The sequence below is a fragment of the Bifidobacterium simiiventris genome, assembly GCF_019331715.1.
In the GTDB taxonomy this organism is placed as follows: Bacteria; Actinomycetota; Actinomycetes; order Actinomycetales; family Bifidobacteriaceae; genus Bifidobacterium; species Bifidobacterium simiiventris.
Genome location: NZ_JAHBBG010000001.1, coordinates 333,891 through 358,721 on the forward strand (window position 1 = coordinate 333,891; position 24,831 = coordinate 358,721).

The window sequence follows — 24,831 nt, forward strand, 5'->3', positions numbered from 1 at the left end:
ACCACCGGCGGTTTCCCTGCGGTTCACCGGAAGTTTTCCAAGACTCGAGTCATACTAATGGACGATAGCGCATCATCCGATCATCTGTTACGAAACGAAGACCCGTCCCCATGAAGAACGTCATCCGGCTCAATCCGACCGTCAGAACCAATGTCATCCGCGGCGTCGCGGCCACCGTCGCCGTCATCGTCACCGTCGTGCTGTGTCTGCTCACGCAGGACAACGTGAGCGCCACGATCAAACAGAACCGCATCGAACGGCTCAACGCGCAGATCGCCAACGTATACACCGCCGACTACCAGCAGATGGCCGACGAAAACCTCGCCAAGGCGCGCGACAAGGAGACCCACGACGTCGACAACATCTTCGTCGCCGACAATCCGTACGGCACGAACACCACGTCGCTGTACGTCTACTTCAACTCGCGTTACGAGACCGCCGTCACGTACACCGTCTCCGCCGCCGGCTACCCCGACTTCACCGCCACCGCCAACCAGGGCGAGGACTACACCACTGAACACGAGTTCCTCGTGCTCGGCCTCATCCCCGACGTGGAGAACACGATCACGTTCACGCTCACCGATTCGGGCGGCGTGAGCACCGAATACACGATCACACATCAGGGCCCGTCGCTGCTCGGCACCGAGGCCGTGCGCCTCGAACAGACCGACGGCAGCCTCGAGCCGACCGCCGCGTTCACGTCGGCCGGCTCGTCGTCCACCGCCGCCGCATCCGCGATCACGCAACAGCTCGGCAACGGCCTGTACGCGATCCTCGGCAACGACAGCGACGAGCAGGACTTCATGTACTACTACGACGCGTACGGCGTGCTGCGCGGCGAAGTGCCGGTCAAGTACTACCGTTCGCACCGCCTGCTGTTCGACGACGACGGGCTCATGTGGTTCTCCGCGTCCACGCACACGATGGTCGGCATGAACCGGCTCGGCAAGCTCGAGAAGATCTACGATCTCGGCGGCGACTTCATCCTCCACCACGACTACGCGCTCGATTCGGACGGCAACATCGTGCTGCTCGCCACCGACTTGAGCCGCGACGACCACGCCGTGCAGGATCAGGTCGTCAAACTCGACACCGATACCGGCAAAACCACGCTGCTGCTCGACTTCGGCACCATGTTCGCCGACTACAAGTCCACCACCGACCACTCCGGCATCGACGAATCCGACCCGACCGCCACGAACCGTTGGGACTGGCTGCACTGCAACACCATCCAGTTGCTGCCCGACGGCTCCGCGCTGTTCTCCGCACGCGAGACGTCCACGATCATCAAGGTCAACGACCTTGAGGGCACGCCCACGCTCGCGTACATGATCGGCGAGCAGAGCGTGTGGGACGGCACCGAATACGCCGACCTGTTCCTCACCAAGGACGGCGACTTCGGCGACACCGGCGGTCAGCATTCCATCACGTACGTGGCCGACGACTCGCTGGCGGACGTCCAGTACTACCTGTACATGTTCGACAACAACTACGGCTACGCGATGACCCGCCCCGACTACGACTGGACCGTGATCGACGGCATCAGTACCGCCGGATCGTCCAAGGACAAGGACTCGCGCTCGCAGTACCGCCGCTATCTGGTGGATGAGAACGCGGGCACGTACGCCGAGGTCGCCTCGTTCGACGTACCGTACTCGCCGTATGTGAGCTCGGCGCAAGAGCTGGGCAACGGGAACATCCTGATCGACACGGGCATGCAGGGCCTGTTCGGCACGTACACGGCCGACGGCGAGCTGCTCGCACAGTACAGGATGGAGCTCAACACGGCGTACATCTACCGCGTGTACCAGTACAGCTTCAAGGGCTTCTACTTCGCGTAACGCGCGCCAGCGCCCCGCCACACCGCCCCCCCTTCGCGATCTCCTCGCGGCCCCTCGCTCCCCTCACCCCCCAGGTCACACTCCGTTCCGCGCCGCGGAGCGTGACCGGGCGCGGGCTGGGTAAACCGTCGATTCTGCAAAACCCTTATGTTCCAACGGTTTACAAACACGGTCATGACTCACAATCCGCTCCCGGTCACGCTCCGCGGCGCGAGGATGTCAGGCCGTTGCATCGTGCATCGCAACGATCCCCTGCCGACTACACTGGGGAGTCATGGGACTGTTTGATTCGTTGTTTGGGGGACGCACGGCGGCCGATCGCCCGTCGTCGGTGACGTTCGTGATGGACGGGGCCGGGCACCGGTACGAGGACGGCAACGTCGGGTTGCTGCCGACGACGCTCACGATCGGACCGGATACGCGGCGCGTGGCGGTGATCGGACTGAACGGATCCGGCAAGACGACGCTGCTCAAACTGCTCGACGGCGCGCTGACCGCGAGCGTGGGTACGGTGGCAGTGATGGCGCATCGCGGCGACGAGACCGGCGACGACGCGACCGACGACAACGAGACCGATGCGGCCGCCAGCAATAAGGCCGCCCATGACGGCGATGTGCTCAATCCCGCGATCAAGCGCGATCTGAAGCGCATCGAGGATCTGGTCGGCCGCGTGCGTCGCGAGGAGATTCCCGACAGTTACTATCGGGCGAAGGACATCCGCGAGGCGATCGACCTGCCGTTGAAGAAGCACAAGGTGCCCGAATCGGAGCGGCAGCAGATCATCGGCGACCTGTTCGCTCATTTCGATCTGACGTCGGTGGCGCGCGAGCCGGCCAGCGCGTTGGACAGCGAGAAGCGGCATCTGCTGGCGATCGCGTCCGCGCTGAGCTTCTCCCCCGCCGCGATCGTGGCCGACGAACCGACCAAAGGACTGGACGAAATCGGTTCGGCGCATGTGGCGCGCGCGTTGTTCAGTTACGACAGGCAGGTCGTGTTCGCCACGCACGACATCGATCTGATCCAGCGCCCCGAGTACGCGATCGACCGCACGCTTGTGCTGGACGACCACCAGCTTGTCTTCGACGGCTCCCCCGCCGACGCCGCCGCGTTCTACACCGATCTCATCCGCAAAAAGTACGAAGCCGCCAAAGCGTCACGCCAGTAGGCTCAGCATCGTCAGCATATGAAGCTGGCGGAGCCTCGGCTCCCTCGGCTGAGGGAGCTGTCAGCGAAGCTGACTGAGGGAGCGTCTGCGGCGCGGCATCGCGATGTCTATCACAGCAATCCATTGACCGTGTCGAGCACGACGCGCACGTTGCGTTCGAACTCCTCCGGCTCCGGCAGCAGCGAGATCGCCAGGTAGCCGTTCGACGTCATGTCGAAGAAGTATCCCGGCTGACCGGAGACGCTGTGCCGTTCGATCATCGCGAGCACCAGTTCGTTCTCGTCGATCACGCTCGGCACGCGTAGCAGCACGTTCCAGCCGCCTTCGGCCCGCAGCACGCTCACGAATCCTTGCTCATCCGCATCGAGCAACCGATGCAGCAACGCGAGATTGCCGCGCACACGCTCGCGCACACGGTCCGTCTGCGAGCCGGCCGCATCCAGCAATGCCGGAATCTGCCGCGCGATGATATCGCTCATCGGCAGATAGTCGTCGGCGATCACGTCCAACCGTCGCTGTGCTTCGGCCACGTCCGCATCCGGCCCGGACACCTGGATCCAGCCGACCTTCGCATGCGGCGCGGCGAGCATCTTCGAGAATCCGTCCAATGCGAACGTAAGCACGCCCGGCTCCCCCGCCAGCCGCGCATTGCCGTCGAACGGTTCGAGCGAATAATCGTAGAACACCTCGTCGGCGATGATCGCGACGCCCCGTTCACGGCACAACGACACGATGCGTTCGCGTTCGGACGGTTTGACGTACGATCCGGTCGGATTGTTCGGATTGATGAGCACCAGCGCACGAATACGTTCGCCGTGCTCGCCGTTCAGCAATGATTCCAGTTCGGCGACGTCGATGTACCAGGAGCCGTCGAACTGCAACTGGTATTCGACCGTGTCCACGCATTCGAGCCGTGCGATCGACTCGATGAGTGGATAGCCGGGCTTCGGCGCGAGCACCGCGTCGCCCGCGTCGCACAGCAGTTTGATCAGCCACGAGTAGGCTTCCGACGTGGAACTCAAGATGTACAGGCGATCCGGGTCGATGACCGAGGTGGTCGCGCCGTCTGCTTCAGCGACAGACGCGCCGCCGGCATCGTTCGCCGTGCCCGTGCCATAGGTCCGCGTCAGGAACGAGGCCAATGCCTCACGTGCCGCACGCTGCCCGCGCGGATCGGCGGTGTAGACCTCCGGCACCAATGCCGGGGCCAGTCCGTGCCGGGTCGGGTTGGAATCGTTGAGCTTGCCGAGCGTCACGCCGTCCCGCTTGCACCGGGCCTCGGCTGCGGCGATCGGATTGGGCGCACTGATATCGACTCGTGAGGAAAATCGCATGGCTGTCAGTCTAGCCACGCATCACGAAAACCCGTCAGTCACTCGTGGCGGAAAACGCTCACTGACAGCCCACTCAACGAGCGAAAACCGCCACTCCGACCACGTCGTGGCAGAAAACGCTCGCTCACGGCGATCTCAGCGAGCGTTTTCCGCCACGAGGGAGAGCAGCATCGCCCATATGGCAGCAAAAAGGCTCCCCACAAGGGAGGAGCCGGTAAGGATTTACGCGCGAACCGTCGTCACTGCTTGGTGCTGGCGTAGTAGGCGGCGCCGACGATGCCGGCCTCGTTACGCAGCTTGGCGGGCACGATCGGCGTCTTGATGTCGACGTACGGCAGGAACTTGTCGCTCTGACGGCTCACGCCGCCGCCGACCACGAACAGGTCAGGGTTGAAGTACTTCTCCATGAGACCGTAGTACTTGGTCAGTCGCTTGGCCCACTTCTTGTAGCCGAGCTCCTTCTGCTCGCGGATGGCGGAGGACGCGTACTTCTCGGCGTCGAGGTGCTTCTCGTCCAGGATGATGTGGCCGAGTTCGGTGTTCGGCACCAGCGTGCCGTTCATGATGAGCGCGGTGCCGATGCCGGTGCCCAGCGTGGTCGCGATCACGAGGCCGTTCTGTCCCTTGGCCGCACCGTACTGCTGCTCGGCCAGACCCGCCGCGTCCGCGTCGTTGACGACGACGACCGGACGGCCGCACGCCTCGGAGAACACTTCGGTCACGTCCACGCCGATCCACGACTGGTCGAGGTTGGCCATGAAGTCGAGCTTCTGGCCGGGCTTGATCGGGGCCGGGAATGCGATGCCGACCGGCGCGGAGACCGGAACCTCGAAGTGATCGAGCTGCTGGCGCACGATCGCCGCGACCGCCTGCGGGGTGGAGACCGCCGGGGTGAGGATCTTCAGACGAGGCTCGGCGAATTCGCCCTTCTCGAGATCGACCGGAGCCGCCTTGATGCCGGAACCGCCGATGTCCACGCCGAAAGCCTGCGCTGTTTCAATCATCATTGACCTCTCTTTCCGTGACTTTTCCGCGGAAAACGGAAAAACGATATCGAACCGGTATGGGCATTGTATAACGCGCGTTGGTCGACACGCGTCATTGATTCCACGGCAGAATCGATTCAATCCGTGCGTGGACGTGGGATAATCGGCAGGTATGGAACATACACAACTGATTGACGCAGTCAATATCCGCACCGCGGTGCGCGCGTACGACAAGGATCCGGTCGACGACGATACGGCCCGCCAGCTTTCGATGACGATAGACGCGGTGAACACGCTCGCCGAAACCAACATGCAGCTGATCCTGAACCAGCCGAAGGTGTTCGCGGCGGCGAACGAGTCCGGCCATCTGAAAAACGCGGCGAACTATATCGCGCTGGTCGAGCCGAAGGACGATCCCGTGGCCCGCGAGCGCGCCGGTTTCTACGCCGAACGGGTCACGCTAGCGGCCACATTGCGCGGGCTCGGCACGCTGTGGGTCGGTGGCAGCTGGGATCGCGAGGAAGCGGCGAAGCACTGCCGGATCGGGAAGAACGAGGAACTGTACCTGTGCGTGGTGGTCGGCTATCCGGAACATCACCTCGCGTATCAGGCGAAGTCGTATGACGAACTGACCGAGTTCCAGCGTTCGCACCGGCCGACGAAGTCGTTCGAACAGTTCACGGCCGGCATGAGCGATGATGAACGCGCAGCCTCGCCGGACTGGTTCAGGGCGGGCGTCGAGGCGGCGATGAAGGCGCCGAGCGCGATGAACCGTCAGCCGGTCACGTTCACGTACCATGCGGCGGACGATACGGTGGCGGCCCATTTGGACCCGAACGAGGATTACCGCGAGACGTTGAACGACTTGGGCATCGCGAAGCTGCACTTCCAGATCGGCGCCGGCACCGGCGAGTGGGCATGGGGCGACGGCGGCCTGTTCATTCACAAGCGGTGACCGGCAGCGCCGTACCATACGCGTGCCACGTGGCAGAAAGCGCTCACCGATCCCCCGATCAGCGAGCGCTTTCTGCTATGCATGACGGCTGTGCGCCGTACGACCGCACGATCATACGATCGACCGTACAGCGGCACCCTACTTGAGCGGCGGCATCGGCTTCCAGTTCGGATCGTGCATGAGCTTGCGCGAATCCCACCAGCCCTTGGCGATCTGCACGAGACCGGTCTTCACATGTTCGCGGTCGACCATCACGAGACGGATGACCTCCTTCGCGGCGGTCGCCGCCGTGCCGAGCGCGAACAGGAACGGGCGGAAGTCGCCGTGCGCCATGAAATAGCGGGCCATGTAGCCGCGGTTGCGCATGATGTGATACCGGTTCATGTCGGAGGTCGAGTTGAGCTGGCGCAGGCCGGCGATATCCCAGTTTCCGATCTCGCGCGTGCGGCGCAGCACGACGTCGGGCACGATGATCGGATTGGTGACCTTGCTGGCGAGGTAACCGTAGATCGTGTCGTCCCAGTAGATGAAGAAACGCGGGTCGGGCAGACCGATCTTCTCGACGACGCGGCGGCGGAACAGACCGCCTTCGAAGCACAGCGTGTCCATGACGCGGTAGCCGGCGCGGCCGAACGCGGCGGGCGCGATCGGGTTCGGGATGCCGAGCGGCACGATGAAGTCGTACTGCCAGTAGAACGGGCCGCCGTCGAAGTCGTATCGGCTGCCTTGGATCACGTCGTGGCGCGGCGTCCATTTGGCGAGCTTTTCGATGCCGTCGGGTTCGACGGCCACGTCGTCGTCCATCACCCAGAACCATTCGGCGCCGAGTTCGTGCGCCTTCTTCACGCCGGCGGAGAAGCCACCCGCGCCGCCGAGGTTGGCGGTCTGCGGCGCATATACGACGCGTGTCTCGTTGCCGCTCGCGTCGGCCACAGTGGCGCCCCACTGCTTGGTCAGGCGGGCGGAGAAGTCCTCGACCATGCCGCGCGTCTCGTCGGAGTGCTCGTTGTCGACAATGACGATGCGCCACGGCGCGACGGTCAGCCGTTCGATCGAATCGAACAGTTTGGTCAGCAGCTGCTGGCGCTTGTAGGTGACGACGACGATCGCCAGTTTCTCGATACTCTTCTTTGCGGCATGCTTTTCGCTCATAGGTTCCATTGTATGCACGACCATGAGCAAGGGCTGACATCCGTAGCAGATATCAGCCCTTATGCCTCACTAAAAAGTGGAGTCAAGCCACTTATCGGTATCGATGCAGCCCATCCAAAAAAAGCTTTGTTTCGCCGCCGCTGATGGTGGATGGTTCGCACGCTTCATCGACACTGTCGATTGTAACACCGTGGCTACCCGCTCCGATACGATGACCAATGTCGCTTCTGTCCAGTCGCACGGACTTGAGCGTCCCGTCCTGGATATCAGGATGAGCCACTGCCGCGCCAGCGGCTGTTGGCGTGGCCTCACTAAGGAGCACAGCAATGTGCAAGTCAAATGAGGAACCGCCACAAGGAGACTTGTGGCTATTCATGACGGTGATTCTGGTAATCATCGCAGCAAAGATCGATACGATCACCGCTGATGCCATGTGCATGATCTTCATGATCTATGTCATGGCGATGGATTACCTGCATCGTCGGTAAATGGGTCGGTGCTCTTGGAAGCGAGAGCACCGGTTCCTCATTGATCTGAGACTCGTCGCCCGCGGCGCAGGTCGCGGATGATGAGGGCGGCCACGGTCAGGGCGATGGCGGCGAGGGCGATGATGCTGACGGCGGCGCCGGTGTTGGCGGGGTTTTTCGGCGTGGACTGGTTGCCCGGTGTGGTCGGCTCGTTCGGTTCGCTCGGCTTGTTCGGATTGCTCGGTTTCTCGGGCTGAGGCGCCGGGTTCGGCGGGGTGACGGTGCCGTTGTCGGAGAACTTAGGTTCGGCAGTGACTGCCAACGTCAGCGTGCCGCCGGTGGTTTCGGGCACGGCGATGAGGAACGGGTCGCAGCTGTATCGTTTGTTGGCCGATGCTGCTGCGGTGCGGGAGATCAGATAGATGCCGGGTTCGAGATCGGTGAAATAGGCGCGACCGGCGGCGTTGGAGGTATCGCTGACGGAGTACAGCTTGTGTTTGACAGCGTATGCGTCGAGTTGCTTGGCTGCCGTGTTGAGTTCGGATGACGTGAGTTTGGCCCACGACTGATCGAACTTCGAGAATGACTTCAGCGTGTGGAATGCGCGAATCGTGCCGGTTTCGGCGTTGAGATCGGCGGATGCGATGCGTACGATGGCATACGTGTCGCCGGCGAGGGCGGTCTGATTGGCGGTGTCGCGATCCCATTGCGCGTCGATGGTGATGCTGCCGTAGACCGTGGCGGCCTGCGCGGTGCGCGCGGGTGTCGTGATGAGTGCGAACGTGAGCACGGACAGTGCCGTGGCGATGGCAAGGAGCACGCCGCACAGGCGCACGGCGATGCCTCGTCGCCCATCCATCTCAGCCATGTGTGGCTCTCCTTTCAATCAAGTATTTATTGTGTTCGGCGTAAAAGCTGGCGGAGCCTCGGCCCCCTCAGTTGAGGGGGCTGTCAGCAAAGCTGACTGGGGAGTGTAAAAGCTACGGAACGTTCCTTGGCTTCTACGCTCCCTCAGTCATGCTGCGCATGACAGCGTCCTGCAATAAAAGACAGCCTTGCGGCTGACTATTTGCTGGCTCGCCTGTCGGCTCACACATTGCCTACAAACAGCTCTGCTGTTTGCTTAACGGCAATGTCCTAACCGAGGGAGCCAAGAAAATCACTGCGCGCTATGCTGCGCACGCACGTGTCGCTCGCTCCTCCACCGGTATACGCGCCATCCAATGAGCAGCACGATCAGTCCGATGGACGGCAGCAGGTACTGCAGCGGAATGTCGACGTGGAACGTCGGCTTCGCCTCGCTCTCCTGCTCGGGCGTATACGGGATGCGATGCGCGCGCACGAGCAGCCGGTGCGTGTTGACCGCGTACGGCGTGCACGTGATCAGCGTGACCAGGTCCTTGCCGTTTTCGATGGCGAGTTCCTTGGTGTCGGTCGGCAGGACCGTGGTGATCTTGTCGACCTGATAGGCGTAGGTGTCTTTGAGAATCTTGATGTAGAACCGGTCGCCCTTCTTCATCAGATTCAGGTCGGTGAACAGTTTCGCCGTGGGCAGCCCGCGGTGCCCGGAGAGCGCCGCGTGCGTGGATGCGCCGCCGACCGGCAGCGAGGTCTGTTCGAGGTGACCGACGCCGACCTGCAGCACCTCCTCGGAGGTGCCGTGATAGATCGGCATGGTTTCCTTGAGCCGCGGAATGGTGAGGTAGCCCATCATCCCGTCGCCGTTCACGTTGAGGAGTTTCATGTACTCGGCGTCCGTCGCCTCGGTGTCGACCGCGCCGGCGAGGGCGTCGGTCAGTCCGGAGCTTTCGGCCGCGAGTTGCTCGTTGTATTTATGGGCGGCGGCGAGTATCTGCTGATACTGTTCGTCAGTCAGCGAGTCGATCTTGGAATCGTAGTTGCCGACGACGCGGGACGCGTTCTTCATGACGAGGAAGTTGCTGATCGTCGGATAGAACAGCACGAGCAGTCCCACCACGATGACCACCAGCGGCATCAAGCCGCGCAACTTCTTACCCATGAATCTCCTTATACGCATTCCTTGCGGAACTCGTCGCCTCTATTTTCCAAGGACAATCCTAGGAAAGCTGGCGGAGCCTCGGCTCCCTCGGTTGAGGGAGCTGTCAGCGAAGCTGACTGAGGGAGCGTAGAAGCCAAGGAACGTTCCATAACTTTGACGCTCCCCCAGTCAGCCTACGGCTGACAGCCCCCTCAGCCGAGGGGGCCGAGAGGTGTCAGCTACTTGGTCGACTTGCGGTTCGACTTGACGTACCAAGCCGTACCCAGCGCCACGATCAGCACACCGAACACGGAGAACAGGATCGTACCCATACCACCGGTGGACGGGAGGGTGAGGCCCTTCTTGTTCAAGAACGGCACAACCGGCTTGTCCTTGGTATCGGTACCGGTAGCGGTAGCCGCATACGTACCATCGGACTTTGGCGTGTAGTAATCGATCTTCCAGTCGGTCAGACGCTTCGTGTCCTTATCGTAGTTGGCGGTGATCACGACCTTGATCTTGTGATCCTGCTTGGTGTAACCACCGGCAGGCGCGGCGGATTCCTCAAGGTAGTACGTTCCCGCTTCGAGGCCGGAGTAGGTGATACGACCGTAAGCAGGAGTCTCGATCTCAGACTTAACCTGATTCTTTGTATCGGAATCTTCCTTCTTGTCATCAGACGTGGCAAGTCGCGCGGTCGTGGCGGTGGAGCCAGTACCGGCATTCACGACAAAGTCGATCGGAGTCGCGTCAGCAGCAGCACTCTTGTAGAGCTTGAACTTGGCGCCGGCAAGACGCAGAGAGGACTCGTTGTACGTGTCACCGGTGTACTTGTCTACGGTGAAACCAAAGGTGTGGACTTTGACGATGCTCGGCACGGAGGTGCCAGTGCCATCGGACTTCGGATCGTTGCTGTACTCGACAGTCGCGGAGTTCTGGTTACCGGCGTTGCCGATCTCCGCATCCGCGTTCAGTGTCGCAGAATACTCAACGGTGATGGACTTGCCAGCATAAGTGTCCTTATCGCCGAAGTTAGCCTTGAAGTCGTTCATCTCGACAGTCAGCGTGTTGCCATTGTCCTTCGATGGGTCGGTCACCGTGTAGTACGTCTTGTCGGCAATGTTCTTCAGTTCGGTGCCATCGACCTTGACCGTCACAGAATTGACGGTGTAAGTGAGGCCCTTGGACAGGGTATCGTGGAACAGGAACTTGTACGTGGTGTACTCGGTCATATCCGGCACGGTGGAGGTCAGCGTGAAGTTGACGGTATCGCCGATGTTCTTGTCGTCGGCCTTGTTGTGATCCTTGTCATCAACGGTCTTGTCGACGGTCGGGAATTCCTTCTTCAGGTTGATCGACACGTTCGGATCAGTCACGTTCGCGAGAATCGCGTGGGACTTGCCATCGATACCCAGCGGAGCACCCTCACCGGTCGGCGGAACAACAAGATAGTAGCCAAGATCAAGCTCACCAATAGTGACTGCCGCCTTCGCGGTGCTATCAGTAACAGCAGCGGCCGCAGAGCTTTCGACCAGCTTAATGCCGGAATCCGTCTTCTGCGCCCAAGCAGAAGCAAGATCGGCAAACGTGGCAAGATCCTCTTCGGACAGGCCCTTGATGTAAACCTCCGCCTTCGCGGACACATTAGCGTCCGTCACACCTTCGATGCCAGGACCACCGTTAGCCTTGGATGCCTTGAAGAAGTCCTTCCAAGCATTGTCCAATGCATAATCATAAGTGCCATTGTTATCATTATCCGTGGCCGTGAACATCTTCACGTACTTCACGGTCTTGCCGACAAATGCACTCTGGGCAGAGGTGACCGTCAGCGTAGCACTGCCGGCCGCGGTGGCGGTGACGGCGCCGAGCCCGGCGGTGCCGAGCATGGTCGCAGCGGCGATGATCACCGCGGCGAGTTTCTTGATCAGTGACTTCATCACTGTTCCTTTCTCCTTGGTTTCCCATGATTTCCGGTTGTCTGCCGGAAAGGACGGATTGGACATTGGGTTGCCCGCCACCGAAGCGGCGGAAATCTTAGGGAGCGCTGGTCGCGCTGTGTTATTCCGATCGTGCAAGCTCTCACTTATGTCATTTCGAGCGAGGCGAAGCCGAGTCGAGAAATCTTTCAGGGGCGTTGCCGGCAAGAGATTTCTCCGCTCGCTGCGCTCGGTCGAAATGACACAAGAAGAATCACGCTCGGTCGAAATGACAGGATGAAGACCACTCTCGGTCGAAATGACGGGGAATCTACGCATGATGCTTACCTCGCTTTCGGCGAGCGCCGGTCTTGCCGGTGTCATGCAGGTACCATGCGGTGCCGAGTCCGAGGATGATCACGGCGAGCATCGCGATCCACTGCGTGCCCGAGCCGCCGGTGTTCGGCATTTCGGTCACCGTGTTCGTCACGGTCGCCACGTATTCCTTGGAGTCGTAGGAGACGTTCACGTGGTATCCGGCTTCGGTCGGCGTCTTGTCGTAGTCGCGCACCGGGTCCTTGCCCGGGTAGGTCATGGCGATCTCCTTGACCGTGTACGTGTAGTAGCGCACGGTCTGCGTTCTGTCCGCGGCCGTGTCGATGAACGCGACCGGCAGTCCGGAGATTTTCTTGCGCCACACATCGGCGTTGCCAGACGACGCGTTGGACTTGTCCATCACCACGTTCCACGGGTTGCCCTGCTTCGTGATGGTTGCGCATTCGTCCGTGGAGCAGTCGATCGTCTTCGGGGTCACGGTTTTACCATTCGCATCCGTATACGTTGCGGTGATCCGCAACGTGATCGACTGCGGACGCACGACCTTCGCACCGGCGTCTTTCCACACCTTCTTCAAGGTGAGGTCCACGGTCTGGCAGCCGTCCAGACCGCACGGGTCCTGGCCGTCGTCCGGTTCGGGCGTGAGTCCTCCGTTGTTGTCGGTCACCGCCGTGCCGAGCATGAGATCGGCCTGAGCGGCGGACACGTACACGGCAAGTGGTTCGGCCTTGTTCGTGCCGTTCTCGCTCTCGTCGTTCACACCGCCCACGTTGTTGGCCATCACGGCGTCCTTGTAGTCGGAGAATTGCTGGATATCGGGATTCGTGTACTGGTTGGCGGTACCGGGCACCAAGCTACGGGCCAAGTGCGCCACGTCGTACCGGTTGAGATGCAACTTCAGCACACCGCTGGTACCTTCGGAACCTGTGGAACCGGTACCGTCATCCATATGCGAGCCAAACGTGAACTGTTTCCTGTCCTTGGTGAGCGCGTACGACCAGTTCCACGGCACGTCACGGTAGATGTGGTACGTGTTGCCGTTGCCTTCGATGCCGTACACCGTGTTGAAGTCGTAGACGGATTCAAGGTTCGTCTTGCCGGAGAACGGACCGACCAGACCGCTCGTGCCACGGATCGTGTCCGCGTAGGTCATATCGTTGTTCTCGAGCAACCCCTCGTCGTTCACGGCCACAAAACCGCCGGCGTAACCAGTCTTGAGATCCTTCGTGCCATCGGACTCCTGCGTCGCTCCCCCGCCGAACACGTCGTAGCCGTCCGAAATGCCCTGGACCAAGGACGTATTGATCTTCGTGCGGTTCGCCTTGATGAGCTGCACCTTGACGTTGTCGACGTCAGAGGAATTGACACCCTTCTTGGAGCATCCGACGGTGACGTGCGAGTCGCCGATGAAGATGTCCGCCGTGTCGTCCGTATCGTCGTCTTCAGTGCCATGCTTGTCGAGCGCGACGCCGACCTTCAATCCGAGCAGGTTCACGTACAGCGCATTGCCGTCGGTGAACAGTTCCAGATCGATGAACTCGGTGAGCCGGCCGAACTTCTGTTCCTTCCAGTCGTCCAGCTTGTTGCCGATGTTCTGGATCTTGTCGACATACAGGATATCGAGCAACGGATTGACGATGTACTTAAGCAGCAAGTCCACCAGTGCCGAGTTCACACCGGCATCCACCAGATACGCCTTGGTGGTTTGTCCGACGAAGCCGCCGGCAATTTCGCCGCTGGACACCTTCTTGAGATTCGTGACCTTGTCTCCGGAAATGCGGGACAGGTCCGCATACCCGACGAAGCCGCCGGCAATTTCGACACCCTCGCGGTCTTCCGCCGTCAGCAGTTTATTGCGACCATACTCGGCACCATCATGCGTGGCGGTGACGGTATATCCGGCATTGATTCCGGTCACCGTCGAATCTTCGACGTGCGACCCCCAGATGTCGAGCACTCCTGCGGTTAAGCCAGCCAACAGGCCGTTCGCGACCTGCGCCTTGCTGGCGTCGACCGTGCCGGACTTGCCGAGATGGCCGATGAAGCCGCCCACGTAGTTCAGACCGGTGACACTGTTGAGGTTGGTAACGCCGGACTTCTTGACGGAGCCATTGATCAGTCCGCCGCCAAAACCGCCGGCGGAACCGGTGAAGCGGGTGGTGTCGAGCATGCCGGACTTGTTGGAATCGTGCGCCTTGACCTGGATGCCGTCGGCCACGCCTTTTACTCGACCGTCGTAGATGAACGTGCGGAACGCTTCGAGCACGCCGACGTTGCCGACATTGAGCAGCTTGAGTACCAGATTCGTGTCCTCAGTGGTGCCGGACGTGCCGCCGCCTACGGAGGCGACGGACGACACGTCGGCTAGGCCGAAGAAGCCACCGGCGTACTGGCCTCCTTCGACGGCTCGCAGATCGGATACCGTGTTCTCGGACGGATCGTTGGACGTGTCCGTTGCAGTGCCAGAACCCTTGGCGGAGTTGCGGTCGCCGAGGATCGCGGCCTGCAGCGAGCCCGCGAAGCCGCCGGCCGTGACCGCATACTTGGTGGTCGCGACTGCCGAGTCGCCGGTGCCGGTGGCCAGGGTGTACTTTCCTTCGACCGTGTAGCCCCACGCCGTATCGTCCGCGCTCACATGAGCGCCGCGAATGGTCACGACCGTGGCCTGCAGCAGGTTCACCAGGTGCGCGGGGTTCGCGTTGTTGATCAGGGAGTTCAGCACGATCTGCAGGAATCCTTCGGACGCGTTGGTGTCCACGTCCGCGGTCGAGCCGGAGACGGCAAGTCCCACGTAGCCGCCCACGTTGTTGGTGCCGGACACCTTGCGCAGGTTGGACACGTCGGCACGGGCCGCCTTGGCGTCGCCTTCCAGCTTATTGCCATTGGAATCAAGGTCGCCCCAGATCTGGCCGCCGACCGTCATGCCGACGTAACCGCCGGCGTTGCCGTTGCCGTACAGAATCTCGGTACCGGTCACCTTGACCGTCATGCCCTTGCGGTAGCCGACCACGCTGGACGACTTGATGACCGGCACGAAGATCTGTGGCATACCAAGCAGCGAACCGAGGTCCAGATCGACCAGACCGAGCAGTTCGACGCTGCCGAACTTGGCGACCGAACCGGCTTCCATCGAGCCGACGTAGCCGCCGGCCGCACGCATCGCGGTGACGTTCTTGACGTCCTGCGACTGGCCGTCGGTGATCGTGCCGGTGCGCATAAGACCGACATGACCGCCGGCCACACCGGAGTCGCGCAGGTTCGCGCCCAGCTCGTAGCACTTCGCCAGCGCATCCTTGTCGTTCTTCGCGGCGGCGATGCACTTCTGGCGTGTTTCCGTATCGCCTGCGAACTGGCCGCGACCGGCGATCACGTTGAAACCGAAGACGTAACCGTTCAGGAACTCATCAAGAGCAGTCTGATCCGCAAAGGCCTTCGCCTTCCCGGCCTTGGTAACGTCGGTGAATTCCTTGCCGTATGCACCGTACTTGCCGATGTTGTCGACCCATGTCTGCCACTGGTCGAGGCTCACGTTGCGCAGCGGACCGGTCACACGGGTGTGTTCCTCGGTCGGGTAGACCAGCTGGAGCGCGCTGACGATGCCAGCGGCTTTCACCAGACCACCGAGAACGGAGATCGTACCGGCATCCGCGGTGTCGGCGGCTTCCATGAATCCGGTGAAGCCGCCGGCGAGTTCGTGGCCGTAGACGCTGCGGATACGTGCGGCATACGCCTCATGCTGGGTCACTGCGGCTCCGGCGATGCTCGACCATGCCTTGCTGTTGTTGCCCCAAACATGGCCACCACGGTTATGGCCGACATAACCGCCAGCCATGCCTCGGCGGGTAGTCGTGTCGGATGCGGCTTGAGCACGCACTGCACCGCCGCAGATCACGGCATCGGTAGAACTGTTACGGATGGTCGGCACGAAGGTCTGAATCGCGGATGCCGCATTGCTCGCGTCAAGCAGGAACTTGAACACGTTACCCTTGCCCAGTACGTTGGCGGCGGCACCGGGCTGCATCGTGCCTACGTACCCGCCGGCGGCAACCTGGCCGAAGATATAGACGAATTCGTGCGCGTTCGAGTTCTGAATATGACCGCCTTCGATGTCGCCGACAAAACCACCGGCCATGCCAAGCGGATCAGACTTGTTATCCGCACCGATATGATCGGCCGCGCTGGAACGCACCGAATAGCCGCCGGTGCCGCCGGTCACGTCGGAATGTTCGATGGTGGAGACGACCACGTCAAGCACGCTGAGGATCTCCTGCACATTGATTTCACCGACCGTGCCTCCGAGCAGATCAAGGCCTTCGCCCACGGCGGCGGTGGAACCGATGTCCATCTTGCCGATATAGCCGCCGGCATATCGTGCGGAATCCACGGCGTAGGAGCTGCCACTACCAAGATAGGTATTGCTGATAGTGGCAGCATCGGTCGTTTCCAGATTCTTGGGAGCCTTCACCGTCGTATGACGCAGCTGCGTGACCGACGACGTGCTCACCTGCACGCCGGAACCATAGCCGATGAAACCACCGGCGGAACCGGCGTTGAGGTCGGTGGTGCCGTCGCCGGCGAGTCGCTTGGCCAAAACGGTGAAGCCGTAGTCCCCGTTTTCATTCACGGAATCCGGATCGGCGGAAGCAGCCTTGAACGTATCAAGGTCGGACTTGACGCCTGCATACAAGATGAACGGTACGTAACCGGAAACGAGGCGCAGCAGGCTGGTGATATCGACCGTACCGAGTTTGCCGAGCAGGCTGATGCCGCCCTTGCCGGCCGTGGCAAGCGCACCGGACACGACCTTGCCGCCGAAGCCACCGGCATACGCGCCGCCGGTCACATGGTCGATGTTGATGACCGCCCACGGGCTGGCCTTGACCTTGGTCTGCAGCTCCTCAAGAGTGGCATCTTCCTTAATCTCGTCGGCGGTGAACACGTTGATCTTGCCGCTTTCGAAGTTTCCGGCGAAACCACCAGCGATATCACCCTCGACGTAGCCGCCGTTCACATAGGACACAGTTGTGTCCTTATAGTTCGGGATGAGGTACGGCACGGCACCGAGCAGGCCGTTGATGGACAGCAGCTTGGCATCCTTCAGTCCCGGCAGCAGACTGGTGTCTTCGGAGTCGTTGATCGCGTCAGCCAATCCGCCGGTGGTGGAATAGCCGACGAAACCGCCCGCAGTAGCGTCGGCATGCTCGGTATCGGCAGTTACCGACTTGAGGTTGGTCACATGCGCATCGATGGTCTTGGTACTGTTGGCCTGACCATAGAAACCACCCGCGTTGTAGTCGTTGGTCTCACCGGCCGTGTTCTTGCCTGTGGCGGTGACGGTGAACCCCGCCCCCACGCCGGCAACACTCGCATTGCGGACCTCCACGGAGGAATACTTCGCCACCGACAGCAGACCGGAAACCTGAATGAGACCAAGAAGGTTGATACCCTGCGTGCCCACGGTATCGCTCGGGCCGGTGAAGCCGATATAACCACCGGCTTCGCCCTGCGCCTGAACACCGGCGAGATTCGTCAACGGCACATTCTGCACGTTGCCGCCGGTTGCGAAACCAATGACGCCGCCGGCATAACTTCCATTCGCCGAAACCGTCAGGCCATTCGTGGCGTCGCCTTCAACGGTGACATTCGACAACTCAAACGTCGCGAACTGATTGTCGTCGCCGAGCGTGGAGGGAAGATCTTTGAAAGCTTTTTTGAGTTCCTCAGTGATATCCCCGATAACATCATTGATGTTCAGAACACCATTGAGCAGCGCCGCAACGGCAGCCGGCTTCAGTGAGCCTGCGACACCACCCGCATATGAGCCGCCAGCCGTCACCGAGTGCGCGCCCTTGATAGATGTTGAGCGCGGGGCCGGGAACGCGCGCGGATTGTTGTACTTCCACAACGCGAACTTCTCGAGGTGCTCTTTCGAGGAATCGCCGATCACCGTACCGTCACCGGCACCGATAAGACCACCCGCGTAGTCTCCTTGAGCGTTCACGTCGATGGTTCCGTCCATCTGCGTGCCAAGAATCGCGGATGGGCTCACGCCAGCAAGACTCAGCAGGTCACCGGAATTGTTGGTGTTAAGCGCGTTGCCTTTCAACAGGTTGGCGACGAGGTTCACCACGCTCTTGACCACGGTCTTGCTGGAATCGTCGGCACTGCCCAGGTCAAGGGCCCAACCGACGGATGCCTTGCCGGTGAAACCGCCCGCATATGATTCGTCTTTATCAGTGTCCTTGTTCTTGGCAGCTTTCACGGAGACAGTACCGGATACACCGTCGTTCACCGCATAGGAATTGGCCATCGCGCCGGAGAATCCGCCGACGTACGAGATCGCCTGCACGTGGACGCCGCCCGTGGCAGTCAGCGTCGATTCCTGAATGAGGCTCTGCGGCTTAAGTGCCGACAGTAGATCCACGTCCAACGACTTGAGCAGGCCACCGATCGCACCGTCACGAGTGACGCCGGCAAAACCGCCCGCATACATGTTCGCTCGAACAGTGAACGCATTCTCGCTGGAAACAGCCGAATTTTCGATGATCGTGCCGGACTGCATGCCGACAAAACCGCCCGCGAAATCGGAGTCGGCATTGCCCAGGGTGACGCCCGTCTTGAAATTCGTGACCTTGGACCCGGAAATAACGGGGTTGTCATATCCAGTAGGAATAAGGCTGTCCAGCCCAAGTACACCAGACAGCAGCCAATTCACCAAATCACCGGCACCCAGATATGGGATAAGGTTAAGGATTCTGGTCAATAGCTGGGTCAGATCACCCAAAGTACCGGAAAGAACCACATCATATTGGGTGGAGCCTTCCGCATAACCGACGAATCCGCCCGTCATATTCTTGACATTGAAAACCGAGACATTCTCGACCTCGCATGCGACAACATGCGAGTCCCCATAGATACGGCCTGCAAATGCCCCCGTAGCAAAATTGGACGGATTCTCCGCATGCAGAGTCAACAGTTTCTGAAGATTGAGCTCAATGTGAAGAAGCTTCAGCAGATTGTCGAGAATCCAGCCGAGTCCCTCGGTAATAGTACCCAAAAGAGTGGCGTTGTCCTTCGCTTTCGAGGACTCGTTCGAGACAGTGACATCGCTGAGTTTTAGATTGGCGACGGTTACACGTCCAGACCCTAACAGCTTGCCGGCCGCAAATGTCGTAGCGGGCGAGATCGATGCAAAGAAGCCGATGCCCTGCTGATTCTGGGTATCCAGTTCGCCGGTCTGATGAACAACGACATTGCTGATGACGGGCTTCGCAACGTTTTCGTCTTTCACGCCAAGGCCATCATCGGCAATCTGCTCAAAAAGATTGCCCTGAGTATCGCCATTCGCAGCGATCGCACCAACCACGGTCCCGGAGAACATGAGCGGGATCCAGTTCGTATTGTTTGCGTTCTCTGCGTTCTTGGACAGGTCGATGTTGCGGAAGATGATGTAGTTGGCTGTGGATGTATACGTCTGACCGGTAACCGCGTTGGACGCCGCAACCTCGGCACCTTTATCGTCAAGAGTGACGTAATGGTATTTGCGATCTCCCACCTTGGGGAACGCGCCACCGTTGTCATCGCTGTCGGCTTTTTTGTCACGCAACGTCGCGTCCGAATTAAGATCGGCATCGCCTGAATACACCTGAGTCTTTACATCAGGAATATCCACCCAGCAATCACGCTTATATGTAATGCCAAGAATGGTCTCCGTGCAACCGTTCTTCTGGTATTCCTCGGTCTCAATTTTCCAGATCGGCTTGATGACTTTCTTGCCCGAACCGATCGCGCGCAGCTGCTGCTCGTTGCCGATGAGGATGTAGGTTTTGCCGGCGATTTCCTTGGTGACCTGGCCGGCGAAGTCGCGGCCGTCGAGGGTGGCGTCGGCGTCGGCTTGGGCGGCCGGGACGGCATCAGCGGTGTCGGCGGACTGATCGGACGCGTCGGCTGAAGCCCCAGAATCCTTGGACTGGCCGGCGTTCGTCTGATCGGCGGACTCGGTGTCGGCGTTGTCGGACGTGTTGGCGTTGTCACCAGTCTGAGAGACATCGGCGCTGTCGGCGGCGTCATTGGTCCGCACGGTCTTCGTTTCGCCGGAGGTCAGGCCGTTGCCGGAACCGAACACGTTGTCGTTCGTGAATACAGTATTACTGTCGTTGTTGAACGAGTCATTCGTACTGGTCTGGTTCGCGTTGTCGGCGGCGTCATTCACATTGGTTTGAGTCGAGCTGCCGGCAGTATCGTTCGTATTAGAGGTATCGGTCGCGTTGTTGGCGGCTTCGGTCTCGTTCGTGCCGTTCGTATTAGCCGTATCGTTCGCATCGGCCGTCTCGGCGTCAGCCGTCTCAGCCGCACGCGGCTGGGCGAGCGATTCCGCCGCGGACACGACAGTATTATCGGTCACGACCTTGCCGTCGGAGATGACGGTCACGCCGGAACCATCGATCGAATTGAGAACGCTATCATTTTGTGCGTATGCGGACGGCACCATGCAGGTCAGCGACAGAGCAACGGTGACGACGGCTGCGACGCCACGACGTAGGTACGGTGACGCGAAGTCCACGCCAGCCCTACGGCCAGCACGCGTGCGGAGGTTTTCACTCCGGGACTTCCGACTCATCATCGCACCTTCCGGTCTTACGAACAACGTTCGCTTCTTCGTGAATGCGATGCCATGATTACCCCCCCCCCGAGACACGAAAACCAGACAAAATCAGTCCAAAAATCTAGCTGCTACGTAGATCAAACCCCTGTTGCGCAAACGTATTCATTTCACCGATGCAACATTTGGCAAGCGCTTGCCATTGGCTACTTATCTTGATAAGTCAAAACCGTTCGAGACAACTGATATATAAATGTCAACAATTCACCTGCACACGTATTCAGAATGTGATCTAGGCGACACGCCGTCCCCCCGATTCCCCGATCACCCACCGACCCATATCCCGCATAGCGAACACCGCCAGCGCAAAATCCACACTCCCGCGTATACATAGGCACGTAAGTTTCAGGGAAGGTGAAAATCCTTACTGGCGGTAAACGCGCGGCCGACACCATAACGGCCGTTCAAGCGCAAGCCCGCGACCCGCGCAAGCGGCTGATCCGGTGAGAATCCGGGGCCAACGGTTACAGTCCGGATGGAAGAAACGGAGCTCGATATGAGTGTCTCTTCGCATACCACCAACGCCACTTCTACCGCCGCCGGCAGTGCTTCGTCGCGCCCGGACACCGCGCACTCGACCGGCGTGGCCGACTCCGGCCGCTGGTCCACCCGTCGCATCGCCATGTACGCGCTGTTCGTCGCGCTGGCGATGGCCACCAGTTTCGTGGAGTTCCCGATCATTCCGGGCATCCAGTGGCTCAAGTACGACCCGTCCGGCATCGTGGCGCTGATCGCCGGCTTCGCGTTCGGCCCGGCCGCCGCCGCGATCGTGAGCGTGCTCGGCTTCGTGCCGCACCTGTTCATGGATCCGTGGGGCACACTGATGGCCGTGCTCGTCGCGCTGTTCCTCTCCGTGCCGGCCGCGATCATCTACCGCAAGAACCGCACGCGTAACGGCGCGATCATCGGCCTGATCGTCGGTGCGGTGTGCGCGCTGGCCGTCGCGATCGTCGGCAACCTCATCGTCACCCCGATCTACGCACACATGACCGTCGCACAGGTCGCGGCGCTCATCGTGCCGGCCCTGCTGCCGTTCAACCTGCTCAAGTTCGTGATCCACGGCGTGGTCACGTTCCTGATCTACAAGCCGATCACCACGCTGCTCGACAAGTAGTCCACGAAAGAACCGATAAACGGTCCGATTCCACCCACTTTTGGTCTCTGCAATGGTCTGAACGGCTCATGGATGGCCGAAAGTGGGTAAATCTGGACTCAAAATCTCACTGAATCTCAAAGGTGGGTATTTCGGTACCATTTACGACCCGTATGACCGGGTTAGTGGTACGTAAATACCCACCTTTGAGATTTCCCGCTTTCTTGAGTCCAGATTTTCCCACCTTTGAGATTCTGCGGAATTATGAGTCCGGATTGTCCCACCTTCCGCTTCCTGCCACGCTCCAGCCCGTCACGGGCTTCTCCCAGCCCCATTCACAATCCATCTCCCAGTCCCTTTCCCATCACCGACCGACATCATTTCGAGGAGTCATGATCGAACCCGCAGCAACACTCACCGGTATCCGTTTCAGCTATGACGGCGGCGCAAGCTGGGCGTTGGACGGCGTGGACCTCGTCATCGCGCCCGGTGAATACGTGTGCCTGACCGGCGCGAACGGCTCCGGCAAATCCACGTTGGCTCGCCTGATCGCCGGACTCGCCGCGCCCGACGCCGGCGATATCACGCTGCTCGGCCATCACGTGTTCTCGTTGGGCACTGCCGACGGGTTCGGCGCGAATCCCGCGGAATACCGGACGGCCCGGCGCGGCATCGGCGCGGTGTTCCAGAATCCGGAGGACCAGCTCGTCACCACGGTGAGCGAGGACGACGTGGCGTTCGGTCCGGAGAATCTGGGATTGGACCGTTCGACAATCGGTTCGCGGATCGACGAATCACTGGATGCGGTCGATATGGCCGCGCATCGGTTTGACGATCCGACGAGGATGAGCGGCGGACAGCAGCAGCGCGTGGCGATCGCCGGCATGTTGGCGATGCACCCGTCCATGCTGGTGCTGGATGAGCCGACCGCGATGCTCGACCCGGCCGCAAGAGCCGAAGTGATGCGGATTCTGGACGAGCTGCATGCGCAAGGCACGACGATCGTGCATGTGACGCATCACGATGACGAGATGACGCGCGCGACCCGCGTAGTGCGGCTGGAGCAGGGTCGGATTGTTGCCGATGAGCCATCGCCGGTCTCCCCTGTCGTTTCGATCGCGCAACCCGACCCTGTCATGTCGGCTGAGCGACCCAACCCTGTCATCCCGTCCGAGCACCGCCCCCCTGTCATTTCGACCGAGCGAAGCGAGCGGAGAAATCTTCCACAAGCAACCACGCCGGAAGATTTCTCGACTTCGCTACGCTCCGCTCGAAATGACAACGTCATCATGCCGGGAAACGACACGACGGCTGACAACACCATAGTTGTCAGTCATGTGACCTACCGGTATGCCGGAGCCGACTCCCCTGCGCTCGACGATCTGTCGCTGACGGTGAAAGCCGGCGAGGTCGTGGCGATCATGGGCGAAAACGGCGCCGGCAAGTCCACGCTCGCACGCCTGATCTGCGCGCTCGAGAAGCCGCAGTCCGGGTCGATCGCCGTCGCAGGCATCCCCGTGGCTGAAGATCGCGGCAAGCGCCCGCCTCGCACGCTCGGCCGCAAGCAGCGCGAGACGTTGCGCCGTGAGGTCGGATTCGTGATGCAGCATCCTGAACGGCAATTGTTTGCAGACACGGTTGCCGAGGATGTGGCATACGGGCCGCGTAATCAGCGATTGGGCGAGTTCGAGGTCGCAGCCTGCGTGGATGAAGCGATGCGGATGCTGCATATCGAGCATCTGGCCGATCGCTCGCCGTTCAGCCTGTCGGGCGGCCAGCAGCGGCTTGCGGCGATCGCCGGCGTGATCGCCTGCCGGCCGCGCGTGCTGGTGATGGACGAGCCGACCGCGAGTCTTGATGCCGATGCAAACGCACGTATTCACGAGTTGATCCGCACGCTCAAGTCGCAGGGCGTGACCGTGCTCATCATCACCCATTCGCTCGATGAAGCCCACGCCGTCGCCGATCGCATCATCACACTGAGCGCACATGAGAGCGGTCACAGTTCAACCGCGCCGTCACTCGACCCGTCCAAGCAATATTCTTCTGTCATTTCGACCGAGCGCAGCGAGCGGAGAAATCTTTCACTCCCCGCTGCCCCTACCGATTCCGCGCAACGCGATATCACTTCAACATCCGCACATCCCGTACATACAGCATCGTTCATCGCCAAGCTTGACCCGCGTGTGAAGATGGTGGCGTTCCTCGCGATGATGTTCACCGCGTTCGCCATCAACACGCCGGCGCAGCTTGCGCTCGGCGCGGTGCTGGTCACGGGCATCGTCGCGGCGTCACGTATCAATCCGCTGCGATTGCTTGCCTCCGTGCACATGTTCCTGGCGATGTTCGTCGTCATGGGCGCGCTCAATATCTTCTTCGTACGCACCGGCATCACGCTCGCCCAGTTCGGCCCGATTCCGATCACCGACGACGGCGTGACCATCGCCATCCTGTACGCGCTGCGATTCGCGCTGGTGATCATCCTCGGCGCGGTCATGCTGGAGACGACCACACCGACCGAACTGACCGACGGATTCGGCTCGCTGCTCTCGCCGCTGTCGCGCATCGGCCTGCATACGCAGGAGATCGCGCTGGTGATGAGTCTGGCGTTGCGGTTCCTGCCAACGCTCGGCTCTGAGGCGAAGGCGATCGCCGACGCGCAGGCCGCCCGCGGCGGCAGTATCGAAACCGGCTCGCCCACCGCCCGTCTCAAGGCGATGACCGCGCTGTGCGTGCCGATGTTCGCCGGCGCGATCCGTCACGCCGACAATCTCAGCCTCGCGCTCGACGCGCGCTGCTACGAGGAGGGCATCCGCCGCACCCATTGGCACGAACTGCGCGTTCGCACGGCCGACCTCGCGTTCGCCGCGATCACCGTGATCTACATTGTCGCTCTGGTTGCGATTCCGGGGTTGTTGTACTGAT

12 protein-coding genes, 1 pseudogene and 1 riboswitch are annotated in these 24,831 nt (G+C 60.8%); of the genes and pseudogenes, 5 read left to right on the top strand and 8 right to left on the bottom strand.

Features of this window, described 5'->3' with window-relative positions; all coding sequences use genetic code 11:
- Positions 1-110: 110 nt before the first annotated feature.
- The gene (locus KIH76_RS01455; RefSeq protein WP_214372788.1) at positions 111-1,841 is read left to right on the top strand and encodes an aryl-sulfate sulfotransferase; all 1,731 of its coding nucleotides are present in this window, start codon (positions 111-113) and stop codon (positions 1,839-1,841) included.
- 274 nt (positions 1,842-2,115) lie between these two features.
- Positions 2,116-3,006 carry an ATP-binding cassette domain-containing protein gene (locus KIH76_RS01460; protein WP_214375117.1) on the top strand — a complete coding sequence of 297 codons (891 nt, stop codon included), beginning with the start codon at positions 2,116-2,118 and terminating at the stop codon, positions 3,004-3,006.
- A 110-nt stretch (positions 3,007-3,116) separates the two neighbouring features.
- On the opposite strand, the gene KIH76_RS01465 is transcribed toward KIH76_RS01460, so the two are convergent.
- Together KIH76_RS01465 and ppgK are read right to left on the bottom strand one after the other, a co-directional pair.
- Positions 3,117-4,340 (bottom strand): pyridoxal phosphate-dependent aminotransferase, encoded by a 1,224-nt coding sequence (locus KIH76_RS01465; RefSeq protein ID WP_214375120.1) that lies wholly within the window; start codon positions 4,338-4,340, stop codon positions 3,117-3,119.
- Positions 4,341-4,579: 239 nt separating this feature from the next.
- On the bottom strand, positions 4,580-5,344 hold the full coding sequence (gene ppgK / locus KIH76_RS01470; protein ID WP_219069174.1) for a polyphosphate--glucose phosphotransferase: 765 nt from the start codon (positions 5,342-5,344) through the stop codon (positions 4,580-4,582).
- A gap of 154 nt (positions 5,345-5,498) precedes the next feature.
- On the opposite strand from ppgK, the gene KIH76_RS01475 reads away from it, so the two are divergent.
- Positions 5,499-6,281: a nitroreductase family protein gene (locus KIH76_RS01475; protein WP_219068880.1), complete on the top strand. Its 783-nt coding sequence runs from the start codon at positions 5,499-5,501 to the stop codon at positions 6,279-6,281.
- A 138-nt stretch (positions 6,282-6,419) separates the two neighbouring features.
- Here the strand turns inward: KIH76_RS01475 and KIH76_RS01480 are convergent, their stop codons facing one another.
- From KIH76_RS01480 to KIH76_RS01505, 6 genes and pseudogenes are all read right to left on the bottom strand, one after another.
- Positions 6,420-7,433 (bottom strand): glycosyltransferase family 2 protein, encoded by a 1,014-nt coding sequence (locus KIH76_RS01480; RefSeq protein ID WP_219068882.1) that lies wholly within the window; start codon positions 7,431-7,433, stop codon positions 6,420-6,422.
- A 91-nt stretch (positions 7,434-7,524) separates the two neighbouring features.
- Positions 7,525-7,881: a hypothetical protein gene (locus KIH76_RS01485; protein ID WP_214375114.1), complete on the bottom strand. Its 357-nt coding sequence runs from the start codon at positions 7,879-7,881 to the stop codon at positions 7,525-7,527.
- A gap of 77 nt (positions 7,882-7,958) precedes the next feature.
- On the bottom strand, positions 7,959-8,768 hold the full coding sequence (locus KIH76_RS01490) for an isopeptide-forming domain-containing protein (RefSeq protein ID WP_219068884.1): 810 nt from the start codon (positions 8,766-8,768) through the stop codon (positions 7,959-7,961).
- 294 nt (positions 8,769-9,062) lie between these two features.
- Positions 9,063-9,920 (bottom strand): annotated as a pseudogene (locus KIH76_RS01495) (class C sortase); the annotation flags it as partial.
- A 218-nt stretch (positions 9,921-10,138) separates the two neighbouring features.
- On the bottom strand, positions 10,139-12,199 hold the full coding sequence (locus KIH76_RS01500) for a SpaH/EbpB family LPXTG-anchored major pilin (protein WP_236036740.1): 2,061 nt from the start codon (positions 12,197-12,199) through the stop codon (positions 10,139-10,141).
- Entirely contained in the window at positions 12,147-20,714 is an 8,568-nt protein-coding gene (locus KIH76_RS01505) for a cell surface protein (protein WP_338023526.1), read from the bottom strand. The genes KIH76_RS01500 and KIH76_RS01505 overlap by 53 nt, the downstream gene beginning before the upstream one ends.
- Before the next feature lie 436 nt (positions 20,715-21,150).
- A riboswitch (FMN riboswitch) is annotated at positions 21,151-21,304 on the top strand.
- Between the two features lie 5 nt (positions 21,305-21,309).
- On the opposite strand from KIH76_RS01505, the gene KIH76_RS01510 reads away from it, so the two are divergent.
- Both KIH76_RS01510 and KIH76_RS01515 read left to right on the top strand, forming a co-directional pair.
- Positions 21,310-21,927: an ECF transporter S component gene (locus KIH76_RS01510; protein ID WP_219068888.1), complete on the top strand. Its 618-nt coding sequence runs from the start codon at positions 21,310-21,312 to the stop codon at positions 21,925-21,927.
- A gap of 371 nt (positions 21,928-22,298) precedes the next feature.
- Positions 22,299-24,830 (top strand): energy-coupling factor transporter ATPase, encoded by a 2,532-nt coding sequence (locus KIH76_RS01515; protein WP_219068919.1) that lies wholly within the window; start codon positions 22,299-22,301, stop codon positions 24,828-24,830.
- Position 24,831: the final 1 nt, after the last annotated feature.